This is a genomic window from Spirillospora sp. NPDC047418, assembly GCF_040643275.1.
Classification (GTDB): Bacteria; Actinomycetota; Actinomycetes; order Streptosporangiales; family Streptosporangiaceae; genus Spirillospora.
The window spans coordinates 19,559-41,290 of record NZ_JBEYTW010000005.1 but is presented as its reverse complement, the minus strand read 5'-3'; the positions used below and the strand labels follow the sequence as shown (position 1 = coordinate 41,290).

Here is a 21,732-nt window from a genome sequence, read left to right as displayed (position 1 = left end):
TCCCGCTGAGGGGCCTCGTCCCCCTGCTGCCAGATACGACTCTGCCCGCCGGGCGAAGTAATCGCCATAGGGGAAAACCCCTAATCGCGGTGGAGCAATCCCCCGACCGACCTGTTCTGTTGCGCGAACCCCTCCGCGAGCGCCGCCTGGAAGGCGCGCACGGCGGGGTGTTCACCGCCGCCCTGGCGGGACGCGGTGGACAGCCGGCGTATCCGCTGCTCCGCCGCCAGCCGGACGACCGGGACCGTCGGCGGACGCCCCGCCCACACCAGGCCGGGCAGCAGCGCGGCGGCGTGGCCCCGCTCCACCAGCCGCAGGTGGAGCAGCAGGTCGGTGGACTCGAACCGGACGTCCGGTTCGAACCCGGCCTCGCGGCACAGCCTCGTCGCCCACTGCCGGGACGCCGTCCCCACGGGCTCCATGACCCACGGGACGCGGGCCAAACCACGCAGGCCGGTGCCGGCCGCCGCGCCGCCGGGGACCGCGAGTGCGATCTCGTCCTCGCCCAGCTCGGCGTACTCGACGCCCGCCGGGCGCGGCCCCGGCTCTCCCGGATACTCCTCGGTGATGACCAGGTCGAAGTCGCGGGCGAGCAGGGCGGGCAGCGCGCTCTCCGGTTCCCGCTGGGTGATCTCGATCCGCAGCCGCGGGTGGGCGTCGCGGAGCAGGCTGAGGGCGTCCGGGACGAGCGCGAGCGCGGCGGTCTGGAACGCGGCGACCCGCAGCACGCCCGTGATGCCCTCCAGCGACGCGGCGAGGTCGGCCTCGGCGCGCTCGAGCCGCTCCAGCACCGCCTCGGTGTGCGCGACGAGGATCTCGGCCTGCGCGGTCAGCCGCACGCGCCGTCCCACCGGCTCCAGCAGCGGGACCCCGACCTCCTTCTCCAGGACGGACAGTTGCTGCGAGATCGACGAAGGGCTGTAGGAGAGGGCCTCGGCGACGGCGGCGAGCGTCCCGCGGTGCTTCAGTTCGCGCAGCAGGCGCAGCCGGTGGAGATCGAGCATGCCTGGCCCCTCCAATCAACGGTTCTGCTGACGGTTATCGCTCGGAAACATTCGCTGGACCGACCATAGGACGCTACGGAAACGTATCGTCCATGGTCAACGCCCCCGCCGCCTGGTTCAGCCGCCCCGCCGCCCGCGCCTGGACGGGCCCTCCCGCGCCCGCCGCTGAAGTCGCCGCCTTCCACTGGACGCTCCCCGGATACGCCCCGACGCCGCTCGTAGAGGTGCCGCCGGCGGCCGTCGGACTCGGCGTCCGGCGCGTCTTCGTCAAGGACGAGTCGTCGCGGCTCGGGCTTCCCGCCTTCAAGATCCTCGGCGCCTCGTGGGGGATCTACCGGGCGCTCTGCGACAAATACGGTCTGCCGGCCGTCCCACTGTCCCGGCTGCGCGCCGAACTGGCCCGGGACCTGGGCCGGGACCTGGGCCCGGTTCGGCTGATCACGGCGACGGACGGCAACCACGGCCGCGCGGTCGCCGCGATGGCCCGCCTGCTCGGCCTGGCCGCCGACGTCTACGTCCCGTACGGCGTCCACCCCGCCGCCATGGCCGCGATCAAGGCGGAGGGCGCCGGCCTGACCGAGGTCCCCGGGCCCTACGACGAAGCGGTGCGGCGCGCGGCGGATACCGCGGCCTCCGCCCCCGGGGCACTCCTCGTCCAAGACACGGCATGGCCCGGCTATGAACGCGTTCCCCAGTGGATCGTGGAGGGCTACTCCACCCTCTTCACCGAAATCGACGAACAGTTGGCCACCCTGGGCGCCGCCCCAGCGGGCCTGGTGTCCGTTCCCGTGGGAGTGGGTTCATTGGCACAGGCAGCCGTGGCCCACTACAGGTCAGGCCCGGCCAGACCCACTGTGCTCTCCGTGGAACCCGACGCGGCTGCCTGCATCCTGGCGAGCCTCCACCAGGACGAACCGGTGACCGTCGAGACGGGCTCGACCACCATGGCGGGCCTCAACTGCACCACCCCGTCCACCCTTGCGTGGCCCGTCCTACGTGCCGGCCTGGACGCGGCCGTGACGATAACCGACGCAGAATCGGCCCAAGCCGCGCGAGACCTGTCCGCCGTCGGCATCTCCGCGGGCCCCTGCGGCGCGGCCTCCTTGGCCGGCACCCGCACCGCCCTGACGTACCGCCGCGCACTGGCCCCCGAGCACGGCGACACGATCGTCCTCCTGAACACGGAAGGCCAGGCGGCCAACCCGTCCCTCCCCTGACTGGCCCGAGCACTGTTGGCCGGATTGTCGGGCGTGGAAAGATCTGCCCACGCATCGCGAGCGTCCCGTCCCGTTCCGCCCCGGAGCAGGAGGCCGCCGCGACGTCGGCAACGCGTGCGTGGGCGTTGGAGCATTTGCGGCGCCCTCTGTCGTTGAGCGAGTTGGCAAGGCACGTGCCTTACAGCCCCGATTGTTAAGGTGAGCGCGATGGGCGACGAGGACCGCGAGTACCGGGTCGAGGAGCTGGCGGACGCGGCGGGGGTCCCGGTCCGGACGCTGCGCTACTACCAGGAGCGGCGGCTGCTGCCCGCGCCCCGGCGGCAGGGGAGGGTCGCCCTCTACAACGCGTCCCATCTCGGCCGGCTGCGCCTGATCGCCGAGCTGCTCGACCGCGGCCACCGGCTGGACGGCATCGAGGAGCTGATCGCCGCCGCCGACGAGGGGCGCGACGTCACCGAGCTGCTCGGCTACGAGTGGGCCGCCGCCACGCCCTGGGCGGAGCGGGAGTCGGCCGAGATGAGCCTGGCGGAGCTGGCCGCGGTGTTCGACGGCCGGCTCACCCCGGAGATCCTCGCGGAGGCGGCCGAGCTGGGGTACGTCGAGGTGGCCGGGGACCGGGTCGTGATCGCCAGCCCGCGGCTGTTCGACGCGGCGGTCCAGCTGGCCCGCGCCGGGATCCCGCTGCGCTCGATCCTCGCGATGAGCTGGGAGCTGGAGGCCGCCTTCGACCGGATGGCGTTCGGCTTCGTCCAGCTGGTCCGCGGGCAGCTGCCGGACCGCCCCGCCGGCGACCCGACCCCCGAGGAGCTGGACCGGCTGGCCGCGCTGGTGGGGCGGCTGCGGCCGCTCGCCAGGACGGTCGCCGACGAGCATTTCGCCCGCGCGATGGACCGCCGCCTCACCAAGGACATTTCGGAGATCAAGGAGCGAATCCGGCCTACGCACCGGTAACATACCCCTACCGCATCCCCGCGGGATTGGTTACTCTCGGCCGACAATCCCAGTCCGGACTGGGAACGAGTTCGCGAGGGGGCAACACGGTGGCAGGGACGAACGACGGCCGCGTGGCAGTGGTGACGGGCGCCGCCCGCGGGCTCGGCGCGCTGCTCGCCCGCGGCCTGGCCGGTCGCGGCATGCGGGTCGCGCTGCTCGGCCTGGAGCCGGACGAACTCGCCGAGACCGCCGCCGCCTGCGGCCCGGACGCCCGGCACTGGGAGGTCGACGTCACCGACGACGCGGCCCTCGCCCGGGTCGCGGCGGAGATCAAGAGCGTCTACGGGCGGATCGACATCGTGATCGCGAACGCGGGCATCGCCACCGGCGGCCCCGTCGAGTACTCCGACCCGCGCACGTTCAACCGGGTCATCGAGGTGAACCTGCTGGGCAGCGTCGCCACCGCCCGCGCGTTCCTGCCCGCGCTCCGCGAGAGCAAGGGCTACTTCTTCCAGGTCGCGTCGCTCGCCGCGCTGTGCCCGGCGCCGATGATGGCCGCCTACTGCGCCAGCAAGTCGGGCGTCGAGGCGTTCGCGCACAGCCTGCGCGCCGAGGTCGCCCACCACGGCGTCGGCGTGGGCATCGGCTACCTGAGCTGGACCGACACCGACATGGTCCGGGGCGCCGACCAGGACGCCGCGCTCGCGGAGATGCGGGCGAAGCTTCCGTTCCCGACCAACCGCACCTATCCGCTGGAACCGACGGTCGATCGGCTGGTGGCCGGGATCCTGCGCCGCCGCGCGCACGTGTACGGGCAGCGCTGGCTGCCGTTCCTGCAGGCCGTGCGCGGCTTCGTGCCCGCGACCGTGACCCGGCACGCGCGCCGGCACCTCGCCGGCGCCGAGTCCCAGTGGCTCGCCGGCGGCGCGGACACCCGCCTCGTCGGCGCGGGCGGTGCCGCCAACGAGACCCGGAACGTCCAGTGAAGCCGGACCTGTACCGGTTCCTCGCCGACCGCATCGACGAGATCACCGCGGAGACGGCCGGCGAGATCGCCGCCCGCGTCCCCGCGTACACCCACCTGCGGCCCGCCGAGATCGCCAACCTCGTCGCGGAGGCCATCGCCGTCTACGCGGGGGCGCGCGAGCCGCGCGCCGTCCTGCCGGTGTTCCGCGCGCTCGGCGCGAGCGAGGCGTGCGCCGGGCACGACGCCCGGCTGTTCGAGTCGGCGCTGCGCACCGGCGCCCGCGTCCTCGTCCGCCGGACGGCCGCCGCCGCGGCCCGCCTCTACCCGCCGACGGCCGAGTTCATCGCCGTGATGGAGACCGCGTTCACCGCCGAGACCGCGATCGTCGGCGCCGCCGTAGACGGCCACCGCCGCGCGACACGCCCCGCCGTGGCCCGCCGCCTCCACCCCCTACTCACCGACAACTAGCCCCGCACCCCGTTGACCTGCGGCGTGTTGTTGTTATGAGCACGTCGAAAACAACAACACGCCGCAGATCAACGACGTGGCGGCCCGGTTAGCGTTGCTGGACGGCCCTCTCGTTGGGGACGCAGTGCGTCATCTTCAGGCCGGTTACGTCCCGGGGGCCGTTCTTGCCGAGGTTCGCGCGGCGCCGCCTGTCCTCGTCGGTGAGGTCCTGATCGGGGAGCGGATCCAGGTGCTCGACGTCGTCCGGCCCGATGCCGAGGCCCTCGCCGACGCGCAGCCCGAGGTCGTCCTCGACGAGCAGGAGGTGCCACACCATCCGCTCCTGGACGGGACGCGCCGCCTGGGAGATGTTGTCGACGAAATTGCGGACGAGGTCGTCGCGCTCCCAATCCTCCATGAGGCAGTAGCGCTGACCGGCCTGCTTGTAGTCGTTCGTCCGCGCGATGCGCTTGCGCGTCAGCCGCCCGTGGATTTCGGGGCCCTGCTCGTCATGCGTCGGGTATTCGCCTTCCCGCAGCCCGCCCGTGATGGACGGCTCATAGTTCACGTGCGTGTTCGCTCCGGCGGCGTCCACCTGATAGGCCATCTGGCCGTCGCGCTGGTTCGTCCGCACATTCGCGCCCTTGGCGCGGTTGACGGGCAGCTGCAGATAGTTCGCCCCGACCCGGTAGCGCTGGGTGTCGCTGTAGGAGAACGTCCGCCCGACGAGCATCTTGTCGTCGGAGAAGTCGAGGCCGTCGACCAGGACACCGGTACCGAAAGAGATCTGCTCGTTCTCGGCGAAGTGGTCGTCGACGTTCCGGTCGAGGACGATCCGGCCGACCGGCTTCGCGGGGAACTCGTTCTCGGGCCACACCTTGGTGTCGTCGAGCGGGTCGAAGTCGAGTTCCGGATGGTCGTGGTCGTCCATCATCTGGACGAGCAGCTCCCACTCCGGGAAGTCGCCGCGGTCGATGGCGTCATGCAGGTCCCTCGTCGCGTGCCCGAGGTCGTTGGCCTGCACGTTCGCGGCGTCCGCGCCGGTCATGCTCCGCACGCCCTGCTTCGGAATCCAGTGGTATTTGACGAGCTTCGACTCACCCGACGCGTTCACCCACTTGTAGGTGTTCACGCCGAAGCCCTGCTGATGGCGGTAGTCGGCGGGGATTCCCCGGGGGCTGAACAGGTTCACGAGCATGTGCATCGACTCGGGGCTCTGCGACATGAAGTCGAAGATGCGCCCCGGCTCCTGCCGGAACGTCACCGGGTCCGGCTTGAGCGCGTGGATGACGTCGGGGAACTTGATGGCGTCGCGGATGAAGAAGATGGCCAGGTTGTTGCCGACGAGGTCCCAGTTGCCGTCCTCGGTGTAGAACTTGATGGCGAACCCGCGCGGGTCGCGCGCCGTTTCCGCGGAGTCCCGCCCGCCGATGACCGTGGAGAAGCGCAGCGCGATGGGAGTGCGCTTCCCAGCGCTCTGGAACAGCTTGGCCCGGGTGTAGTTCGCGACGGGCTCGTCGCCCCATTTCCCGTACGACTCGAAGAACCCGTAGGACGTCACGCCGCGCGCGTGGACGACCCTTTCCGGCACCCGCTCCCGGTCGAAGTGGCTGATCTTCTCCAGGTACTGGTAGTTCTCCAGCGTGGCCGGTCCGCGCGAACCGATCGTCCGCTGGTTCTGGTTGTCGTAGACCGGGTGGCCCTGCCGGTTGGTCAGCACCGGACGATCGTCCCCCGGCTCCGGTCCCCTGCTCGCAACGTCCGTCACGACGCCTGCTCCTCTCCACGGGTTCGATGCGGCCCTACCCGAAAAGAAGCAAGCAAACGGCCCGAAACAAGTAAACGCCTGTCGCCACAAACCTCCAGAGGCCGCGTGAACGTCCAGCGTCAGCGGCCCCGCGGGCGGGGCGTCATCTCCTGGCGACCGGTCGTCCTCATGCATCCAGCGTGACAGTGCCAGGATGTGGCGGGTGATCCCCGTTTACACGACCGACACGGTTCCCATTGACGGGTCGCCGCCGGTGACGCATGCGTGGCCCGTCTGGACGGTGGCGGCCGATGTCGGGCAAGGGCTCGAAACGCTCGCCGTGGCGGCGGGCACCCGCGGGGCGCACGCCATTATCGGTGTGCGTGTGACGACCTTCTCGAGCACACCTCTATTGGAGCGCTGCGTGCTGATGGGGACCGCCGTCGTCCTGGGTCATGATCCGGGCCCGGCGCCGGCTCAGTGAGGTCCTGCCGAAGGGGACGGGTCAGGCGCCGAGCGCGGCGGTGAGGTCGGTCAGGTAGCGGGAGACGGGGCCGAGGGTCAGGATGCCGCTGCCCGCACCGGCCAGTTCGGCGGCGGCCGGGGCCAGTTCGTCGCGGGCGCGTTGCATCGTCTCGTGGTCGTTCACGGCCAGGGCTGCTGTGGCGGTCAGGCACCACAGGGCCTCGAAGAGGAGGTCGCGGGGCGGGTCGGGGACGTTCCGCAGTGCCGCGGCGGCTTCGTGTCGGCTGCCCCGCGAGAGGAGCACCAGGGGGCGGGCCCACGGCTCGTAAGGTCCCCAGTCGGTCGGCTCGGTCTGCGCGGGGTGCCGGTGCTGGACGCGGAGGCAGAGGAGCGCGAGCGGGAGCAGCCCGTCCTCCAGGCCCGGCATGCCCGAGCCCCGCATGCGCGCGGCCGCATCCCGGTAGGCGGCCTCCGCGTCGGTCATCGAGGCACCGGACGAGGCGAGCCGCAGGGCGCGGTACCAGGCGGTGAACACCCCCACCAGCGGACGTTCGTGACTTTCCGCCAGCCGCTCGACGGCGTCCGCGTGCTCGTCGGCCCCGGCGAAGTCGGCGAGCGCGCCGCGCGCCTGCAGTCGGATCAGGCGGCCGAGCACCTCGTAGCTCGCCAGGTCGTGCCGGACGGACAGCTCGACCAGCTCAGCGCCGATCTCGTCCCGCCGGGGAGCCAGCCCGGCACGCTCGAAGGACTGCATGAACACGCCGTTCAGCGCGAACGCGAGCAGCGCCGGATCGTCCAGGCCGCGGGCGACCGCCTCGGCCTGCCGAGCCGCCTCGCGGGCCCGCCGTGTCCCGGTGCCGCGCGACTCCACGGCGATCGTGGCGAGCAGCCGTGCCCGCGCGGCCTCGTGGCCGGTGGGGAGCGCGGCGAGGGTGCGCTCGGCCGCCGCCACGACCTCGGCGGCCTGGCGGGGGTCGTCCGAGCGGGTCCAGATCGCCGGGACGTCGTACGCGCCGATCACGCGTGCGGTGAGTTCCGCGTCCCCGAGCTCCTCTGCGGCGGTGATCGCAGGCACGCGCTGCTCGCGGGCCGCCTCCAGTCCCCCGCCGCCGGACACGGCGAGGTTGCGCAGGATGCCGACCGTCGACTCCAGGCGGGACCGCGCTCCGGTCGACACCGTCCGGTCGTAGGCTTCGGCCGCCCGCGCCCACAGCCGCGACGTCGCGTCCAAGTGGTCGGCCTGGCGGAGGATGTCCTCCTCTAGGCGGCGCAACTCCGGCCCTGGATCGATCCCCAGTTGCTCTACGAGGAGCCCGCGCGCTCGGCGAATCACTGCCAGCGCGTCCCCCTGGCGGCCGGTGCGGTAGAGGGCGAGCGCGAGCAGCCGCCAAGCGTCCTCGCGCCACGGGTGCTCGGCGACATGCGCGTCGAGATCCGGCACCGCGTCGGCGGCGAGACCGAGTGCCAGCCTCGCCTCGGCCCGGCGTTCGATCGCCCGCAGGCGCAGCTCCGCGAGCCGGGAACGCTCCGCGCGGGCCCACGGCTCGTCGGCGAACTCGGCGTAGGCGGGGCCGCGCCACCGCCCGAGCGCCTCGTCCAGCGTCGCGAGCAGCTCGGACGGCGGGCCGGTCGCGGCGACGGCCTGCTCGAAACGCCAGGCGTCCACACCGTCCGGGCCGGGGCGCAACGCGTAACCCGGCCCTTCGGTGACCAGGAGCCGGGACGGCGTCCGGGGCGGACGATCAGGCTCCAGGACGCGCCGCAGCGCCGCCACGAACGTGCGCACCGCGCCGACGCCGTCCGACGGCGGATCCATCCACAGGTCGTCCACCAGCAGGGACACCGGGACGACGCGTCCACGCGCGATGATCAGCCGGGCGAGCACGGCGCGGTGCCGCGGCCCCTTCAGGGCGATCGCGTTCCCGGAGCCGTCCCACGCCGTCACCGGTCCCAGCACGCCGAACAGGACGTCCACGACCGCCACCGTATAGCGATGCTCATCGGATGCTCATTCGCGCGGGGCAGCCTTGGTGACATGCCGAACATCACTGGATTCGAATACAAGCGCGTCCCTGTCGCCGAGGGCGTTTCCCTCAACGTGGCCGTCGGAGGGTCGGGTCCGCCGATCGTCCTCCTGCACGGCTTCCCGCAGACCCACCTGATGTGGCGGCACGTCGCCCGGGACCTCGCCGCCGACCACACCGTCATCTGCCCCGACCTCCGTGGATACGGGGCCAGCGACAAGCCGGACGGTGACTACTCGAAGCGCGTCATGGCCGCCGACATCGTCGCCCTGGCGCGCGCGCTCGGCCACGAGCGGTTCGCCCTGGCCGGACACGACCGCGGCGCCCTCGTCGCCTTCCGCGCCGGCCTCGACCACCCCGACGTCATCACCCACCTGGCCTGCCTGGACGTCCTGCCCACCCTGGACATGTGGGACGTCATGCACGGCACCACCGCCGCCGTCGGCTTCCACCTCTACCTGATGGCCCAGCCGCCCGGCCTGCCCGAGCAGATGATCGCCGGGTCCTCGGACGCGTTCTTCGGCCACTTCCTCGACCTGTGGGGGAACGACCCGTCCGCCATCCCCGACGACGTGCGTGCCGCGTACCTGTCGGCGTGCCGCGAGGCGATCCCGTCGATCGTCGCCGACTACCGGGCGTCCGCCGGGATCGACGTCGAGCACGACACCGCCGACCGCGACGCCGGCAACCGGCTGCGGATGCCCGTCACCGTCCTGCAGCAGGACTGGGGCGCCGCCCTCGGCTACGACGCCGTCGCGCTCTGGCGCGCCTGGGCGCCCGACCTCGACCACGGCACCGTGACCTGCGGCCACTTCATGGCCGAGGAGGCGCCCGCCGAGATCGCCAAGTCCCTCCGCACCCTCCTGACCCGCTAACGCACCACCCACAAACGCCGCCCGCCCCCCGTTGATCTGCGGCGTGTTGTTGTTATGAGCGACGGGATAACAACAACACGCCGCAGATCAACGTCGTCGCCTGGTGGATTAGGGGACGCGGCCGAGGGCGCCGTAGGTCGTCATCGGCAGGGGGGCGGTCCCCGTGGGTGCGGGCCAGTCGGTTACCTGGACGAGCCCGGGGTCGTCCTCGTCGGCCACGAAATGCATGACGGCCACCGCCGGCAGTGCGACCGGACGCGTCAGGTCGATCGTCTGCGCGAGTTCCGGCGCGTCTAGGACCTCTCGCGGCATTCGTCCGGCTTTACCAGGGAGGTCCGCCCTGGGTGGCCGCCCATACCCACACGTAGAGGAGGAACGCGGTCGCCAGCAGTCCCAGAGGCAATTCCCAGTTGAGCGGAGAGCTGTGTGAACGTTTACGCGCCATGCTCATCGTCCGTTCGTCGGCTCGTCAGGCGTTCTCGTTGCCTCGTCCTCGTCCTCGTCATGTAGCCGGACGATCCGCCCTTAACCTCAGCTAACGGCAAACAGCGGCGCGCTACTGGAAGTAGTTATCGAACCCGGTCGCCAGCGAGTCGGCCATGCGCTGCCGGAACGAGGCACTGGACAGCTTCGCCGCGTCCCCGGGATTCCCCATGTTGCCGCACTCGATGAACGCGGCCGGCACCGTGGACAGGTTCAGCCCGCCGAGGTCGTCGCGCTGGTCCAGGCCGTCCTTCCCGATGTAGGTGGCGAACGGCATGCCGGTCCCTGAGTGGTAGGCGTCGCGGATCGCCAGGCCGAGGTGGCGTGACCGGTCCACGATGGCCTTGTTCTCGCCCACGGGCAGCGGCACGATGACGTGGAATCCGTGCCCGGACGCCGGGGCGCCGTCGGCGTGGATCGACAGTGCCGCGTCCGCGTGCGCCCGGTTGGCGGTCGCCGCGCGCTCCGTGATGCACGGCCCGACACCGGTGTCGTTGTCGCGGGTCAACGTGACCTCGGCGCCCTCGCTTCTCAGCACTTTCGCGAGACGGTTCGCGACGTCCCAGGTGAAGGCGTGCTCGCTGTAACCACTGGGTGTGCTGGTCCCGGTCGTGTTGCACGGCTTGTGACCGTTCCCGACGAAGACCTGCTTATTGATCTCCTCGGGATGGGACGCGTTGCCGCCGTTGTGACCGGGATCCAGCACGATCACCTTCCCCTTCACGGCGGACGCGCCCTTGGTGGCGGACTCGCTGGTCGTTGGAGTCTTACTCCCGCCGTTGCCGTTGCCGTCGCCGTTGCCCTTGCCGTTGCCTTCGTCGGACGAGCCGCCGCACGCGGCCAGCAGCCCAAGGCACAACACCGCCAACACCGCGGCCATCCCTGTTACCGGAGCACCCACGAACCCCCGCACGACACCGCCTCCCCCGAAGACATTGTCAATGTGCACCCAGAGTAAGCATGCAAACACGAACACCGGGCGGGACGCCTCTGGGGTGCGTCCCGCCCGGTGCGTCGGCGGGGGGTCAGCTCTTCGTGAACTGGGCGATCGCGCCGAGTGTCACCACGTCGGTGAGGTAGCCGATGTGGGTCTGGCAGACCACGTAGTGGTTGTTCGCGCCGCTCAGACGGGTGCTGGTGTAGGGGATGATGATGCCGTCGCAGGGCGAGTACCAGGTCGCGTACTGCGTGTTCCCGGGCGTCTCGTCGCCCGCGGAGATCTGCTGGATGAAGGACGAGCCGGGGAGCATCTGGCGGCACGTCTCGAAGATGGTGCACGCACTGGCGAACGTCGTCCCGTGGTTGGCGCCGGCGATGGACGCCAGGTGCGCCACGTTGCCGTTACCGTTCAGGACCTTCAGGTAGTACTGGCTGACCAGCCCGCCCATGGAGTGGTTGACGATGTCGACCTGGGACGCACCGGTCCGCGACTTCACCTGGTTCACGTACGAGGCGAGACCGGCGGCGTTCTGCTTGTTGTCGCCGTAGGAGTTGTACTCGTACGCGTACAACTGGTCGCTGCTGTACCCGGCGGAGCGGAACACCGACATGGCCGTGACCCAGTTGGACGCGCTGCCGGTGTAGCCGTGCACGAAGACCACGGGCCGCGGCCCGGCGGCGTTGGCCGGTGCCGCGAGGCCGAGCCCGAATGTCGCCAGCGCCGCGCACAGCGCGACGAGCGATCCGAGGATCCGTTTCATGAGGCCTCCAGGGGGTGGGGGTGAGCCATCGCCCTGAACTGTGACCCCTCGATGCCGGGTCCGCATCGGCGAAATCACCAGTCTCGCGCCGTCTCAGCCGTCCGGGCGGCTCGGACCCCCGAATCACGTTCGGCCGTGGCCGCACTCCGCTGCGACACGCGACCGTGCGATTACAGTTTGCTTGGACGGGCAAAGCTGATCGGCATGGAGAGAACGTCGCGTGGGGAGTGAGGACGCGCCGGTCAGGCCCCGCGTGCGCCGGGTGCTGCGCTGGTGGCCGCCGCTGTTCGCCCTCTGGATGCTGTTCGTGGGCGACTGGTCGTGGCAGATCGCGGTCTGGGGTGCGGCCATGGCGCTGGTCGCCGCGGTGAGCGCCGACCTCGTCGCCGCCGTGGGCCTGCTCGATGCCCGAGGACGCTGGGGCTGGGCCCGCGAGCTCGGCTCGGCCGCGGTCGCGGTGATCGTCGACTTCGGGATCGTCGTCCGCGTCCTGCTGAAGTCGATCGCGACCAGGCGGCGCGCGGCGGGCGTGTTTCTGGAGGACGCGAGCGCGTCCGGCTCGGGACCGCTCCCTGCGGGTCGGCGGGCCTGGGTGCAGCTGGTGGCCGGCTGGTCGCCGAACTGCTACGTCATTGACATCTCGCCCGATTCCGGACGGCGGATGATCCACGACCTCCAGCCGCGCCGGCAGTCGGAGCGTCCCTCATGACCCGGCCCCTGTTCCTGGCCGCGGCCGTCGTCCTGCTCACCGGCTGGCTGCCGCTGCTCGCGGTCGGCATCCGCGCCCAGGCGATCGACGGCGTGGCCGCGCTCCAGGCGGTGGGAACGCAGGCGACGCTGGTGCTGGTCTGCCTGTGCGTCGGGTTGCAGCAGTCGTCCTTCGCGTCCCTCGCCCTCATCACCGCGGTCTGCGTGGTCGTCAGCGGACTGATCTTCGCCCGGTTCCTGGACCGGCTGCCGTGACCGCCGCCGAGCTGGCCGCGCAGGTGCTGCTCTGGGCCGGAGTGGCCGCCCAGCTCGTGTGCTGCGCCGGCGTGTGGTGGATGCGGGACGTCTTCGACCGGCTGCACTACACCGCCGCGTCCACCGCCGTCGGACCGGCGCTCATCGGCACCTCGGTGGTGGTGACCGGCGGGGCCGGGGCGGTGTCCGGGACGGTCGAGGTGGTCACGGCGTGCGCAGTGCTCATGCTGCTCGGCCCCCTCGTCACCCACGCGGTCGGACGGGCGGCGCGGCGCATGCTGCACAACGACGTGGGCCCCGATCCCGAAGAGGTGGCCGACTCGTGACGGCGACGACGCTGACGACCGTCCTGCAGGCGATGGCGCTCACCCTCGCCGGCGTCCTCGCGGTGGCGACGGTGCTGGTGCGCGAGCCGCTGCGCCAAGTCGTCGTGTTCAGCCTGTTCGGGCTGTCGCTCGTCATGGCGTTCGCGACGCTGATGGCTCCGGACGTCGCGATCGCCGAGGTCGCTGTGTCGTCGATCGGCGTCCCGATGGTGCTGCTGCCCGTCATCTACCTCACCCACGGCGGAGGCAAGGGGTGAGCGTTCGCTGGAGACGGGTGCTGGTGCTGCCGCCGCTGGCGGCCATCCTCAGCGTCCTCATCTGGGGTTATACGGGACTGCCCGCCTTCGGGGCCCGGATCGGTGAGTACGGCAACCTCATCAATGAGCACGCCCAGGCCCAACGGCACATCACCAACTACGTGACCGCCGTGATGTTCGACTACCGCGGCCTGGACACGCTGGTCGAGGAGTTCATCCTCTTCACGGCCGTGATGGGGCTCGTCCTGTTGCTGCGGTCGGGGCGGGACGTCGCCGAGCAGCGCCCGCGCGACATCGTGACCAGCGACGCCGTCCGGACTGTCGGCAGCACGCTGTCGCCGGTTCTGCTGCTGTTCGGCCTCTGGGTGATCACTTTCGGGTACATCACGCCCGGCGGGGGGTTCCAGGGCGGCGTCATCGCGTCGGGCGGTGCGCTGATGCTGTGGGTGGCCGGGAGTTACCGGCATTTCCGCCGCCTGTCCGCGTCCACGCTGCTGGACGCGTCCGAGGGCCTCGGCGCCGCCGCCTACGTGGCCGTCGGGTTCATCGGCCTGACCGCGGGCGCCGCCTTCCTGACGAACACCCTTCCGCTGGGGTCGGCCGGGACGCTCGCCTCCAGCGGCACGATCGCCGCGCTGAACTGGGCTGCGGGCATCGAGGTCATGGCGGCGTTCGTCCTGATCTACCACGAGTTCCTTGAGGAGTACATCAAGACGTTCCCCAGCGTGAAGGGGGAGCGGTGACCTATTACCCGTACGTGGTGGCCGGCGTGCTGTTCGTCGCTGGGCTGTACGGGGTGGCGACCAGCCGCAGTTACGTGCATCTGGGGGTGTGCTTGAACATCATCCAGTCGTCCACGTATCTGTTGCTGCTCGCGGTCGGTTTCCGTCGGGGTTCGTCGCCGCCGGTCACTCAGGGGATGACGCCCGGTACCCCACTGACCGATCCGGTCGTTCAGGCTCTTACCCTCACCGACATCGTGGTCAGTGTTGTCGTGCTGGCCCTCGTCCTGTCACTGGCGCTGCAGGCCCACCGTCACGCGGGGACGGTGGACCCAGAGCAGATGCGCCCCACCCGCGGATGACTTGCGTGACTCGCGGATGAACCAACTCGTCCCGCTGGTAGTCGCGCTGCCGCTGATATGCGCCGCCCTGCTGGCCGCCGTTGGCACGCACTTGCCCCGGTTGGTTCCGGACGTCCTGGCCATAGCCTGCGCGGCCGCCGTTACCGGTATGACGTTGACGCTCACCCTTTATTCGGGCGACCACACGATCGTGTACTGGTTCGGTGATTGGAAGCCGGTCGCGGACGGTTTTCCGTGGGGGATCGGGTTCGTGGTCGACCCGTTCGCCGCTGCGGAGGCGACACTGGCCTCCGTCGCCGTCCTGGCGGCCCTGGTGTTCTCGTGGGGGCATTTCGAGAACATCCGGCATCTGTTCTACTCGCTGATGCTGGCCTTCCTGGCCGGGATGGTCGGGTTCGTCCTCTCCGGTGATCTCTTCAACATCTTCGTGTTCCTGGAGTTGATGAGCGTTGCCGCATACGCGCTGAGCGGCTACCACGTGACCCGGCCGGAAGTCCTGCAGGGCGCCCTCGACTTCGCGGTGCTGAACACCATCGGAACGTTGACGTTGCTGATGGGAATCGCTGTTCTTTACGGCCGTACCGGCAACTTGAACCTGGTAGGGATAGGCGCCGTCCTGGCGCAGGACCACCCCTCTGGCCTGCTGGTGCTGGCGCTCACCCTCATCACCGTGGGGTTCCTGGTAAAGGCGGGCACGGCGCCGTTCCACTTCTGGCTGACCGATGCCTACGGCGTGGCGACCGCCCCTGCGGCGGCCATCTTCACCGCTGTAATGAGCGACCTGGCGTTCGACGTCTACTCGCGTGTACACGCCACCGTCTTCGCTCCCACTCTGGGTACCGATGACGCCGTACGACATGCTCTCCTGGCCTTGGCGGTGCTGAGCGCAATCATCGGCGCCGTGATGTGCTTTCTGGAAGCCGACCTGAAACGCCAACTGGCGTTCATGACGGTCAGCAACGGCGGCGTGGTCCTGGCAGGGATAGCGACCTTGACCGCCACCGGGCTGGCCGGCTCGATCATGTACATCATCGCGGCGGGCCTGCTGCGAGGTGCCCTGATGCTGTGCCTGGGCATGCTGATCGTTCGCCTGGGCTCCGCTGACGAGATCGTCCTGCATGGCAGAGGCAGACGCGGCCACCCTCTTCTGGCGTTCCTGCTGACACTATGTGCCCTCGGCTTGGCTGCCCCGCCCGGCTTCGGTCCTTTCCTGTCCCTGACACTCGTCTACGACGGTCTAGCGGCAAGCGGCTACGCCTGGGTGGCTCCCGTCCTGGCTGTCTGCATAGGCATCAGTGCCGCCGCGCCGCTACGCGCGATAGCCCGCATCTTTCTGGGCTGGGGCCCTGCTCACGACCCGACACTGACGAGCCAGGAAACGAAGCCGCGTCATTTCCCTGATGGTCACCACCGGCTATGGCCCCTGCTTGCCCCTTTGTTTCTGGCTCTGACCGGCTATCTCCTGTCCTTGGCCCCTGATCTACCCGCGCATGCGATAAAGGCAGCAATCGCCCTACATGACCACGCGGCCTACGCTCGCCTGGTAACTCAGGGGATCGTCCCGCCCTCAACGCCCCTACCCGAAGTCACCATCCCTCTACGCGACTGGCTCTACGGCGTACTCTCCTTCGCGGGCGCCTTCCTGGCCGCCGCGATTGGCCTGTGGTGGCAGCGTCTATCGGATCGCATTCAAGCCCCGGTGCGTGCCTGCGTCCGTCCGCTGATCATCGCGGTGAAAACCATTCACAGCGGCAGCATCGGCGACTACACGACCTGGCTGATCGTGGCAACCGCCGCGCTGGCCCTGGCTTGGACGGCCACCCTCTGAGCGCTGCACGGGACGACCCGGCGGGATGCTCGCCCACCGAGCCGCCACCGAGCCGCCACCGAGCCCCCGCCGAGCCCCCGCCGAGCCGCCCCTTTGGCGTGCCGTCCTCGGTCAGCGGTAGCCGTTCTCCTTCAGTTCGACCACCCACGCACGGCGCTCGGCGATCTTCCCGTCCCGCATGACGAACAGCTCCGCCATGGACATGCGCATCTCGCCGCCGGCCGCGCGCTTCACCGTCCCGGTCATCTCCGCCATGATGACGTCGCCCTGCTCGACCATGCGCACCACCTCCAGATGCGGAGGGTTGACGAACTCGGGCGTTCCGTCGATGGCCTTGTCGTAGGCGTCCTTGCCGGTCAGGTGGAAGCCGCCGAAGACCGTCCACTCGATGTCGTCCGTCAGGCAGGACAGGATCTGCGCGTGATCGTTCTTCCGGAAACCGTCCAGGTACCTGTTGACGGTGTCGACGTTCTGAGACATGTGCGCTCCTCCGATTCAGGCGTGCTCGGCGGGCCGCCGCCCTCCAGGCCGGCAGCCCCTCCCGTATAGATCGGAGCGCCCGACACGTTCTCGACATCACTCCGGAAGGGAAACAGGCTCGTCCGGCAGGCGGCTCAACGTCCGGTCTTCGCGCGTTCGTAGTGGCGGGCGGCTTTCGCGCGGTTGCCGCAGACGGCCATCGAGCACCACCGGCGGGTGCCGCTCTTGGTCGTGTCGTAGAAGTGCAGCACGCAGTCCGGGTGCGCACACGGCTTCACGCGTCCTGGAGTGTCGGCCATGAGCCGCAGGTAGTCGGCGGCGGCCAGCCAGGACGGCAGCCACGCGGGATCATCGGCCCGCGGATGCTCCTCCGGCCCATCGACGCCGAGCCGGTAGTGCAGGGCCCCGCGTTCGAGAACCCGGTTGAGCGCGTCGACCGTCTCAGCGGACCGGGGACGGCCCTGCTCCAGGAGCGCCAACAGAACCTCGCGCGTCTCCACCGTGGCGTCGAGCGTCGCTCGATCGGCCACAGCCCGATCGTCCAACCCTGCCGAGCGCAGCCAAACGGCCAGGCCGTCGACGGAGTCGAGGAGGTCGTGACGGACGCGATCGTCGATCCACCGCGTGTTGAGCAAGTCCAGGCACAGCGGCTCCCCGACCAGGGGACGTGGGTCCGCTGCGTCCGGCTGCCGAGGTCGGTGTTCCTGCTGCACACCGCGATTCTATCCGTCTATCGCGACTTAGCCGGTTGACGATCACCGCCCTAACTGTCTATCTTCAGATAGCCAGTTAGATCAAGCGTCAAGCTCGGGCGGGACAGCCCGGGGGTTAGCGAGGTGCGTCATGGAGACGGTCGCCATCAAGGCCCTGCAGACAGGGCACGTCGGGTTGAACGTGACCGACCTGGACCGGTCGCTGCCCTTCTACCAGCGCGTCTTCGGGCTCGAAGTGCAGGCCGAAGGCAAGGAGTCCGACCGCCGCTGGGCCTTCCTCGGACGAGACGGCAAGCTGGTGCTGACCCTGTGGCAGCAGAGCGACACCGCGTTCGCGACCCGCTCCGCCGGCCTGCACCACCTGTCGTTCCAGGTGGAGACGATCGACGAGGTGAAGTCCGCCGAACGGGTACTGCGCGAACTGGGCGCCGAGTTCGCCCACGACGGCGTCGTCCCGCACGGCGAGGGCGTCTCGTCCGGCGGGATCTTCTTCACCGACCCCGACGGGACGCGCCTGGAGATCTACGCGCCGACCGGCGCCGACACCGCCCCCGCGCCCAGCGGAGCCGCTCCGACCTGTGGTTTCTTCTAACCTCACCCGGAAGGAGGCCGCTGTGGCGGTCGACGTCTACCACGAAGGCGAACGAGCCGCCCAGCGGCGTGCCGGCCTGCTGGACCAGAGCGGATTCTCCGGACGCGCCATCCGCGCGGAGATCCCGGAGGTGGCGCAGAAGTTCCTGGTGCAGCAGCCGATGGTGGTCCTCGGAGCCGCCGACGACGCCGGACGCATGTGGGCCACACTGCTCACCGGCCAACCCGGCTTCCTACACGCCGAGGACACCCGCACCGTCACCATCGAGGCCATTACCGGGCCGGACGACCCCTTGCACAACCGGCTCACCACACCCGCCCCGGTAGGGATGCTCGCCATCGAACCGTCCCGGCACCGCCGGATGCGGATGAATGGACGAGCCGTCCCGACCGACAACGGACTCCACGTCAAGCTCGACCAGGTGTACTCGAACTGCCCCAAGTACATCCAGAAGCGCGAGTACGAGTGGGAACCGACCACCACTCCTGGCCGCCCTCAACACTCCCGTGCTCTCACCAGCGACCAACACCGATGGATCACCGAAGCCGACACGTTCTTCATCGCGACGTCCGACCGCGAGGGCAACGCCGATGCCTCGCACCGAGGCGGCAACCCAGGATTCATCCAGGTGCTGTCGCCAACCGTCCTCCGCTGGCCCGACTACGTCGGCAACGCCATGTTCAACACCCTGGGCAACCTGGAGGTCAACCCCCGGGCCGGCCTCCTACTCCCCGACTGGCGGACGGGCGCCCTCCTACACCTGACCGGCACCGCCCACACCGACTGGACCCCCGCGAACGCCGCCACAATCCCCGGCGCCGAACGCCTCGTCGAGTTCACCATCACCGACATCACCGAAATCCCCACCGCCGTCCCCCTCCGCTGGAGCACATCCACCCCCTCCCGCTTCAACCCACCCGTCCAGGACGACCATGCCTGATCCGGTCGGGCGGGGTCGCCGGTCGCCTCTGCTCCGTTCGGCGGTCTTGCGCAGCGCCACGTAGTCGATGTGCATCGTCTGGTGTCCACCGGTCCGCGTCGCCGTCCTGCCCGGCCGCCCGCAACACGTTCACAATCTCGGTGTAGCGATACGTAGCGCGCAGGTCCTCGGCCAGCACCGCGACATGCGCGTCCACATCGCCAGATACCGCGGCCGGTTGCTCACGCAGGTCCCGGACGCCCACGGTGCCCGTCCGCGAGTCGGAATCATCGGCGGCGCGGCGCTTCTCCGCGAGCCGTCAGCCGGACGTCCGGCCAGCCGGGCCCGTCCAGCCGCGTCTTCGCCAGCCATGCCGCGAGCCGTCCTGCATCCGGAGGCGCAGCCGTGCGTGCCTCCGCGTAGAGGAGCATCAAATCGCGCAGACGATCGCCGACGATCCCGGACGAGTCGTCCAGGTACTGGCGCGCGCCGCATACTCCTGGCGTCCTCGATACAGATCGCGGCGGCGATCCCGCCGCAGCCCGTCGATCAACAGCTCCACCCCGCTGACCCGCCAAGTGGATCGAACAACTGCCGGTTAGAGAGGGGAGGGCCCTCCTCCTCCGAGTCGCACAAGGTCAGGGACCCCAGGTGCAGATGGAGCTGCTCCGCCGTTTCCGCGGCGGACCCGACGCCGCAGCGGACGGCCGTCCCCGGCGCACGGTCGCCGACTTGCTGGACGCCGCCGCCGAAGTCCGCCACGAGCGTGAACGGCAGGCCGAGGCGGCACGGGCGGCGCAGGAGGCCCACCGCGAGCAACAGCGCGCGGCGGCCCGCGAAAAGAGGCTCGACGCCATCGCCCGCGATCCGGAGATCACCTGGACACGCATCGACGAACTGATCGACACCCGCAAACCGTCCGATTACGACACAGCCGTCGAACTCCTCAAAGACCTACAGGCGATCGCCGACCGCGCCGGCGCCCGCCGGAGTTCACCGACCGGTTCACGCTCCTACACCGAAAGCACCACCGCAAACCCAGCCTCATCGCCCGCTTCACCCACGCCGCCCTACCCATACCGCGACCCGTGGCGTGAGCCGTGGCGTGAGCCGCGCCTCTCCACGGGAGGAACGAATCGGGGCTGCTCAAGGCTGCCGCGTGCCTCGCCTCGTCCCCTGGCAGAACGGTGTCCGTCAACGGCGGGCGGGGCGGGCACAGCGCACGCGTCCGGACGTGATCGCACCTCGGGGTAGGGACAGACCGAAGGCCCGTTCCAGCCCGGCGAAGAACGTCGGGATGCCGTCCGCCCAGTCGGTTTCTTCTTCGGCGCGGCGGATGTACGGGTTGAGAAAGGCCAGCGGCGCATTCAAGGGGAACGGTGCCTCGCCCGGGGTGTACCAGATGAGTTCGTACATGTCTCGCTGCCCGTCAGCGCCGTCCTCGACCGGAAAGGGGTTCTGGTACACCCCGTCCTTGGTGTAGCTGAAGTCGTATATGGCCTTGCCCATGGTCGCGGTCAGCGTGATCCGCTGCGCGGGAGCCGGATCGAGGGCGCGGGAGAAGGCGTCGTCGAAGTCGTGGTAGCCGAGCCACGTCCAGCCGGACGCCTCCCCGAAAACGAGCACGTCAAGAAGGTCGTCAGTGCCTTCGCGTTCTTCTCGTTCCCGCACCTGGTGCAGCATCAGACCGCCGGTGACGTCCTGAGGATCGGCCCCGTAAGCAAGGGCGACCTCTTCCGGGGACCGGCCCTGGATGAATTCGAGCACCGTGAAGGGCTCTTGGGCTTTCCAGCCGTCGGCGATCCACGCGATGCCGTCGCCTTCCGGGCCCTGACGGGCGAGAAATTGCTCGAACGCGGCCGCCTGCTTCGGATCCAGGTAGCCCTGGCGGCCGGTGCGCGCGCTGTCCTCCAGCCAGTCGAGCTCCGCCACGGAGCGCAGCTCGGCCACGATCACGCGGTCCCGGGTGAACGTCATCCGCACCTTGTCGGCATGCACATACCGGACGTATGGCCCCTGCCGTTCCGGGCCGACGGGATGCTCCCGCACGACCCTCGTCCGAGGACGCGGGCCGCCATGGACACGTTGCGCGAAATGCTCCAGCTCGGCCAGTTCAGCCGCCGGAAGCAGAATTCCCACCGCCTCGCCGCCGTCGACGACCAACACCCGCTCGCCGGCCTCCTCGACACGCCCGATCACGCGCCCGAAGCCCGCCAACACCTCAGACAGTCCAACGCTGATCACGCATCCGAACGCTACCGGCAATTCTTGCCGTCGGGCTCGGAGAATGGATCCAGCCGCCCGACTCCTCCGCTCGCAGGAGGTGTTCCAGGCAGGCGACCCCGCGGTGGAGCAGGTCAAACCTCCGGATCGCGCCCTGCTCATGCTCTCTCATGTGGTCTGTCGCGACGAGCTCCCGTCCACGTGGGTCCATCCCTCCGACGCACGGGAATCACCTCCGCAAAGAAAGGCATTCCGGACGAATTATCGGCGCATCCTGCTGGCATCGAGCACGAGCGCGCTGGCCCGTGCTCGATAAAGCGTGGGAGGTAGTGGCGTCGTTTCGGGAGGAGCCGTGCGCGCGTCGCATACTGTGCTAGGACGAGTACGGAGAGTTCCTTGATCGGAGGTCCGGGTGATGCCTCGGCGTTCACGGCTTTCCCCGTGCGGCGATGTCGGGCCGGCCGATTGGGTGGTCGCGGGTGTCG

At 69.9% G+C, this 21,732-nt stretch carries 25 protein-coding genes; 16 read left to right on the top strand and 9 right to left on the bottom strand.

From position 1 onward, the window contains the following. Positions 1-80: 80 nt before the first annotated feature. Positions 81-1,004: a LysR substrate-binding domain-containing protein gene (locus ABZ806_RS04360; protein ID WP_500215266.1), complete on the bottom strand. Its 924-nt coding sequence runs from the start codon at positions 1,002-1,004 to the stop codon at positions 81-83. Positions 1,005-1,096: 92 nt separating this feature from the next. Between ABZ806_RS04360 and ABZ806_RS04355 the strand changes: the two genes are divergently transcribed. The 4 genes from ABZ806_RS04355 (at position 1,097) to ABZ806_RS04340 (ending at position 4,589) form a co-directional block, all read left to right on the top strand. Next, entirely contained in the window at positions 1,097-2,221 is a 1,125-nt protein-coding gene (locus ABZ806_RS04355) for a diaminopropionate ammonia-lyase (RefSeq protein WP_500215264.1), read from the top strand. Positions 2,222-2,428: 207 nt separating this feature from the next. Beyond that, positions 2,429-3,172, top strand: coding sequence for a MerR family transcriptional regulator (locus ABZ806_RS04350; protein ID WP_500215262.1), 744 nt, complete (start codon positions 2,429-2,431; stop codon positions 3,170-3,172). 113 nt (positions 3,173-3,285) lie between these two features. Further along, positions 3,286-4,140, top strand: a complete 855-nt coding sequence (locus ABZ806_RS04345; RefSeq protein WP_500215261.1) for an SDR family oxidoreductase — start codon at positions 3,286-3,288, stop codon at positions 4,138-4,140. Then, positions 4,137-4,589 carry a PucR-like N-terminal domain-containing protein gene (locus ABZ806_RS04340; protein ID WP_500215259.1) on the top strand — a complete coding sequence of 151 codons (453 nt, stop codon included), beginning with the start codon at positions 4,137-4,139 and terminating at the stop codon, positions 4,587-4,589. Before ABZ806_RS04345 ends, ABZ806_RS04340 begins: the two co-directional genes overlap by 4 nt. Positions 4,590-4,677: 88 nt before the next feature. On the opposite strand, the gene ABZ806_RS04335 is transcribed toward ABZ806_RS04340, so the two are convergent. Continuing rightward, the gene (locus tag ABZ806_RS04335; protein WP_500215258.1) at positions 4,678-6,336 is read right to left on the bottom strand and encodes a catalase; all 1,659 of its coding nucleotides are present in this window, start codon (positions 6,334-6,336) and stop codon (positions 4,678-4,680) included. A 193-nt stretch (positions 6,337-6,529) separates the two neighbouring features. Here ABZ806_RS04335 and ABZ806_RS04330 point away from each other — a divergent pair, with 193 nt between their 5' ends. Next, positions 6,530-6,799 (top strand): hypothetical protein, encoded by a 270-nt coding sequence (locus ABZ806_RS04330; RefSeq protein WP_500215256.1) that lies wholly within the window; start codon positions 6,530-6,532, stop codon positions 6,797-6,799. A 21-nt stretch (positions 6,800-6,820) separates the two neighbouring features. Here ABZ806_RS04330 and ABZ806_RS04325 read toward each other — a convergent pair whose 3' ends face one another. Next, positions 6,821-8,755: an AfsR/SARP family transcriptional regulator gene (locus ABZ806_RS04325; RefSeq protein WP_500215254.1), complete on the bottom strand. Its 1,935-nt coding sequence runs from the start codon at positions 8,753-8,755 to the stop codon at positions 6,821-6,823. Between the two features lie 60 nt (positions 8,756-8,815). Here ABZ806_RS04325 and ABZ806_RS04320 point away from each other — a divergent pair, with 60 nt between their 5' ends. Continuing rightward, positions 8,816-9,679, top strand: a complete 864-nt coding sequence (locus ABZ806_RS04320; protein WP_500215253.1) for an alpha/beta fold hydrolase — start codon at positions 8,816-8,818, stop codon at positions 9,677-9,679. 108 nt (positions 9,680-9,787) lie between these two features. On the opposite strand, the gene ABZ806_RS04315 is transcribed toward ABZ806_RS04320, so the two are convergent. The 3 genes from ABZ806_RS04315 to ABZ806_RS04305 form a co-directional block, all read right to left on the bottom strand. Further along, a complete protein-coding gene (locus tag ABZ806_RS04315; protein WP_500215251.1) occupies positions 9,788-9,991 on the bottom strand; it encodes an SAM-dependent methyltransferase in 204 nt (67 codons plus the stop codon). Between the two features lie 244 nt (positions 9,992-10,235). Continuing rightward, the gene (locus ABZ806_RS04310) at positions 10,236-11,042 is read right to left on the bottom strand and encodes an N-acetylmuramoyl-L-alanine amidase (protein ID WP_500215250.1); all 807 of its coding nucleotides are present in this window, start codon (positions 11,040-11,042) and stop codon (positions 10,236-10,238) included. A gap of 145 nt (positions 11,043-11,187) precedes the next feature. Further along, positions 11,188-11,862 carry an esterase/lipase family protein gene (locus ABZ806_RS04305; protein ID WP_500215248.1) on the bottom strand — a complete coding sequence of 225 codons (675 nt, stop codon included), beginning with the start codon at positions 11,860-11,862 and terminating at the stop codon, positions 11,188-11,190. 220 nt (positions 11,863-12,082) lie between these two features. Between ABZ806_RS04305 and ABZ806_RS04300 the strand changes: the two genes are divergently transcribed. Genes ABZ806_RS04300 through ABZ806_RS04270 form a run of 7 tightly spaced genes read left to right on the top strand, consistent with a single transcriptional unit; the run spans position 12,083 to position 16,320 of the window. Then, positions 12,083-12,571, top strand: coding sequence for a hypothetical protein (locus ABZ806_RS04300; protein WP_500215246.1), 489 nt, complete (start codon positions 12,083-12,085; stop codon positions 12,569-12,571). Beyond that, on the top strand, positions 12,568-12,825 hold the full coding sequence (locus tag ABZ806_RS04295; protein WP_500215245.1) for a monovalent cation/H+ antiporter complex subunit F: 258 nt from the start codon (positions 12,568-12,570) through the stop codon (positions 12,823-12,825). Before ABZ806_RS04300 ends, ABZ806_RS04295 begins: the two co-directional genes overlap by 4 nt. Next, positions 12,822-13,151, top strand: coding sequence for a monovalent cation/H(+) antiporter subunit G (locus tag ABZ806_RS04290; protein WP_500215244.1), 330 nt, complete (start codon positions 12,822-12,824; stop codon positions 13,149-13,151). Before ABZ806_RS04295 ends, ABZ806_RS04290 begins: the two co-directional genes overlap by 4 nt. Continuing rightward, the gene (locus ABZ806_RS04285) at positions 13,148-13,408 is read left to right on the top strand and encodes a Na(+)/H(+) antiporter subunit B (RefSeq protein ID WP_500215242.1); all 261 of its coding nucleotides are present in this window, start codon (positions 13,148-13,150) and stop codon (positions 13,406-13,408) included. Before ABZ806_RS04290 ends, ABZ806_RS04285 begins: the two co-directional genes overlap by 4 nt. Beyond that, positions 13,405-14,151, top strand: a complete 747-nt coding sequence (locus ABZ806_RS04280; RefSeq protein ID WP_500215241.1) for an MnhB domain-containing protein — start codon at positions 13,405-13,407, stop codon at positions 14,149-14,151. The genes ABZ806_RS04285 and ABZ806_RS04280 overlap by 4 nt, the downstream gene beginning before the upstream one ends. Continuing rightward, positions 14,148-14,492 (top strand): sodium:proton antiporter, encoded by a 345-nt coding sequence (locus ABZ806_RS04275; protein ID WP_131935996.1) that lies wholly within the window; start codon positions 14,148-14,150, stop codon positions 14,490-14,492. Before ABZ806_RS04280 ends, ABZ806_RS04275 begins: the two co-directional genes overlap by 4 nt. Positions 14,493-14,508: 16 nt before the next feature. After that, a complete protein-coding gene (locus tag ABZ806_RS04270) occupies positions 14,509-16,320 on the top strand; it encodes a complex I subunit 5 family protein (protein WP_500215239.1) in 1,812 nt (603 codons plus the stop codon). Between the two features lie 111 nt (positions 16,321-16,431). Here ABZ806_RS04270 and ABZ806_RS04265 read toward each other — a convergent pair whose 3' ends face one another. Beyond that, complete coding sequence (locus ABZ806_RS04265; RefSeq protein ID WP_500215238.1) at positions 16,432-16,800, bottom strand: nuclear transport factor 2 family protein; 369 nt, start codon at positions 16,798-16,800, stop codon at positions 16,432-16,434. A 134-nt stretch (positions 16,801-16,934) separates the two neighbouring features. Beyond that, complete coding sequence (locus ABZ806_RS04260; RefSeq protein ID WP_500215237.1) at positions 16,935-17,513, bottom strand: CGNR zinc finger domain-containing protein; 579 nt, start codon at positions 17,511-17,513, stop codon at positions 16,935-16,937. Positions 17,514-17,643: 130 nt separating this feature from the next. Here ABZ806_RS04260 and ABZ806_RS04255 point away from each other — a divergent pair, with 130 nt between their 5' ends. From ABZ806_RS04255 to ABZ806_RS04245, 3 genes are all read left to right on the top strand, one after another. Continuing rightward, positions 17,644-18,105: a VOC family protein gene (locus tag ABZ806_RS04255; RefSeq protein ID WP_500215235.1), complete on the top strand. Its 462-nt coding sequence runs from the start codon at positions 17,644-17,646 to the stop codon at positions 18,103-18,105. 22 nt (positions 18,106-18,127) lie between these two features. Continuing rightward, complete coding sequence (locus ABZ806_RS04250; protein WP_500215234.1) at positions 18,128-19,045, top strand: pyridoxamine 5'-phosphate oxidase family protein; 918 nt, start codon at positions 18,128-18,130, stop codon at positions 19,043-19,045. Between the two features lie 630 nt (positions 19,046-19,675). Next, complete coding sequence (locus ABZ806_RS04245) at positions 19,676-20,278, top strand: hypothetical protein (protein ID WP_500215233.1); 603 nt, start codon at positions 19,676-19,678, stop codon at positions 20,276-20,278. Here ABZ806_RS04245 and ABZ806_RS04240 read toward each other — a convergent pair. Continuing rightward, positions 20,219-21,268 (bottom strand): hypothetical protein, encoded by a 1,050-nt coding sequence (locus tag ABZ806_RS04240; RefSeq protein ID WP_500215232.1) that lies wholly within the window; start codon positions 21,266-21,268, stop codon positions 20,219-20,221. The two genes, ABZ806_RS04245 and ABZ806_RS04240, sit on opposite strands and share 60 nt — an antisense overlap. Positions 21,269-21,732 lie beyond the last annotated feature (464 nt).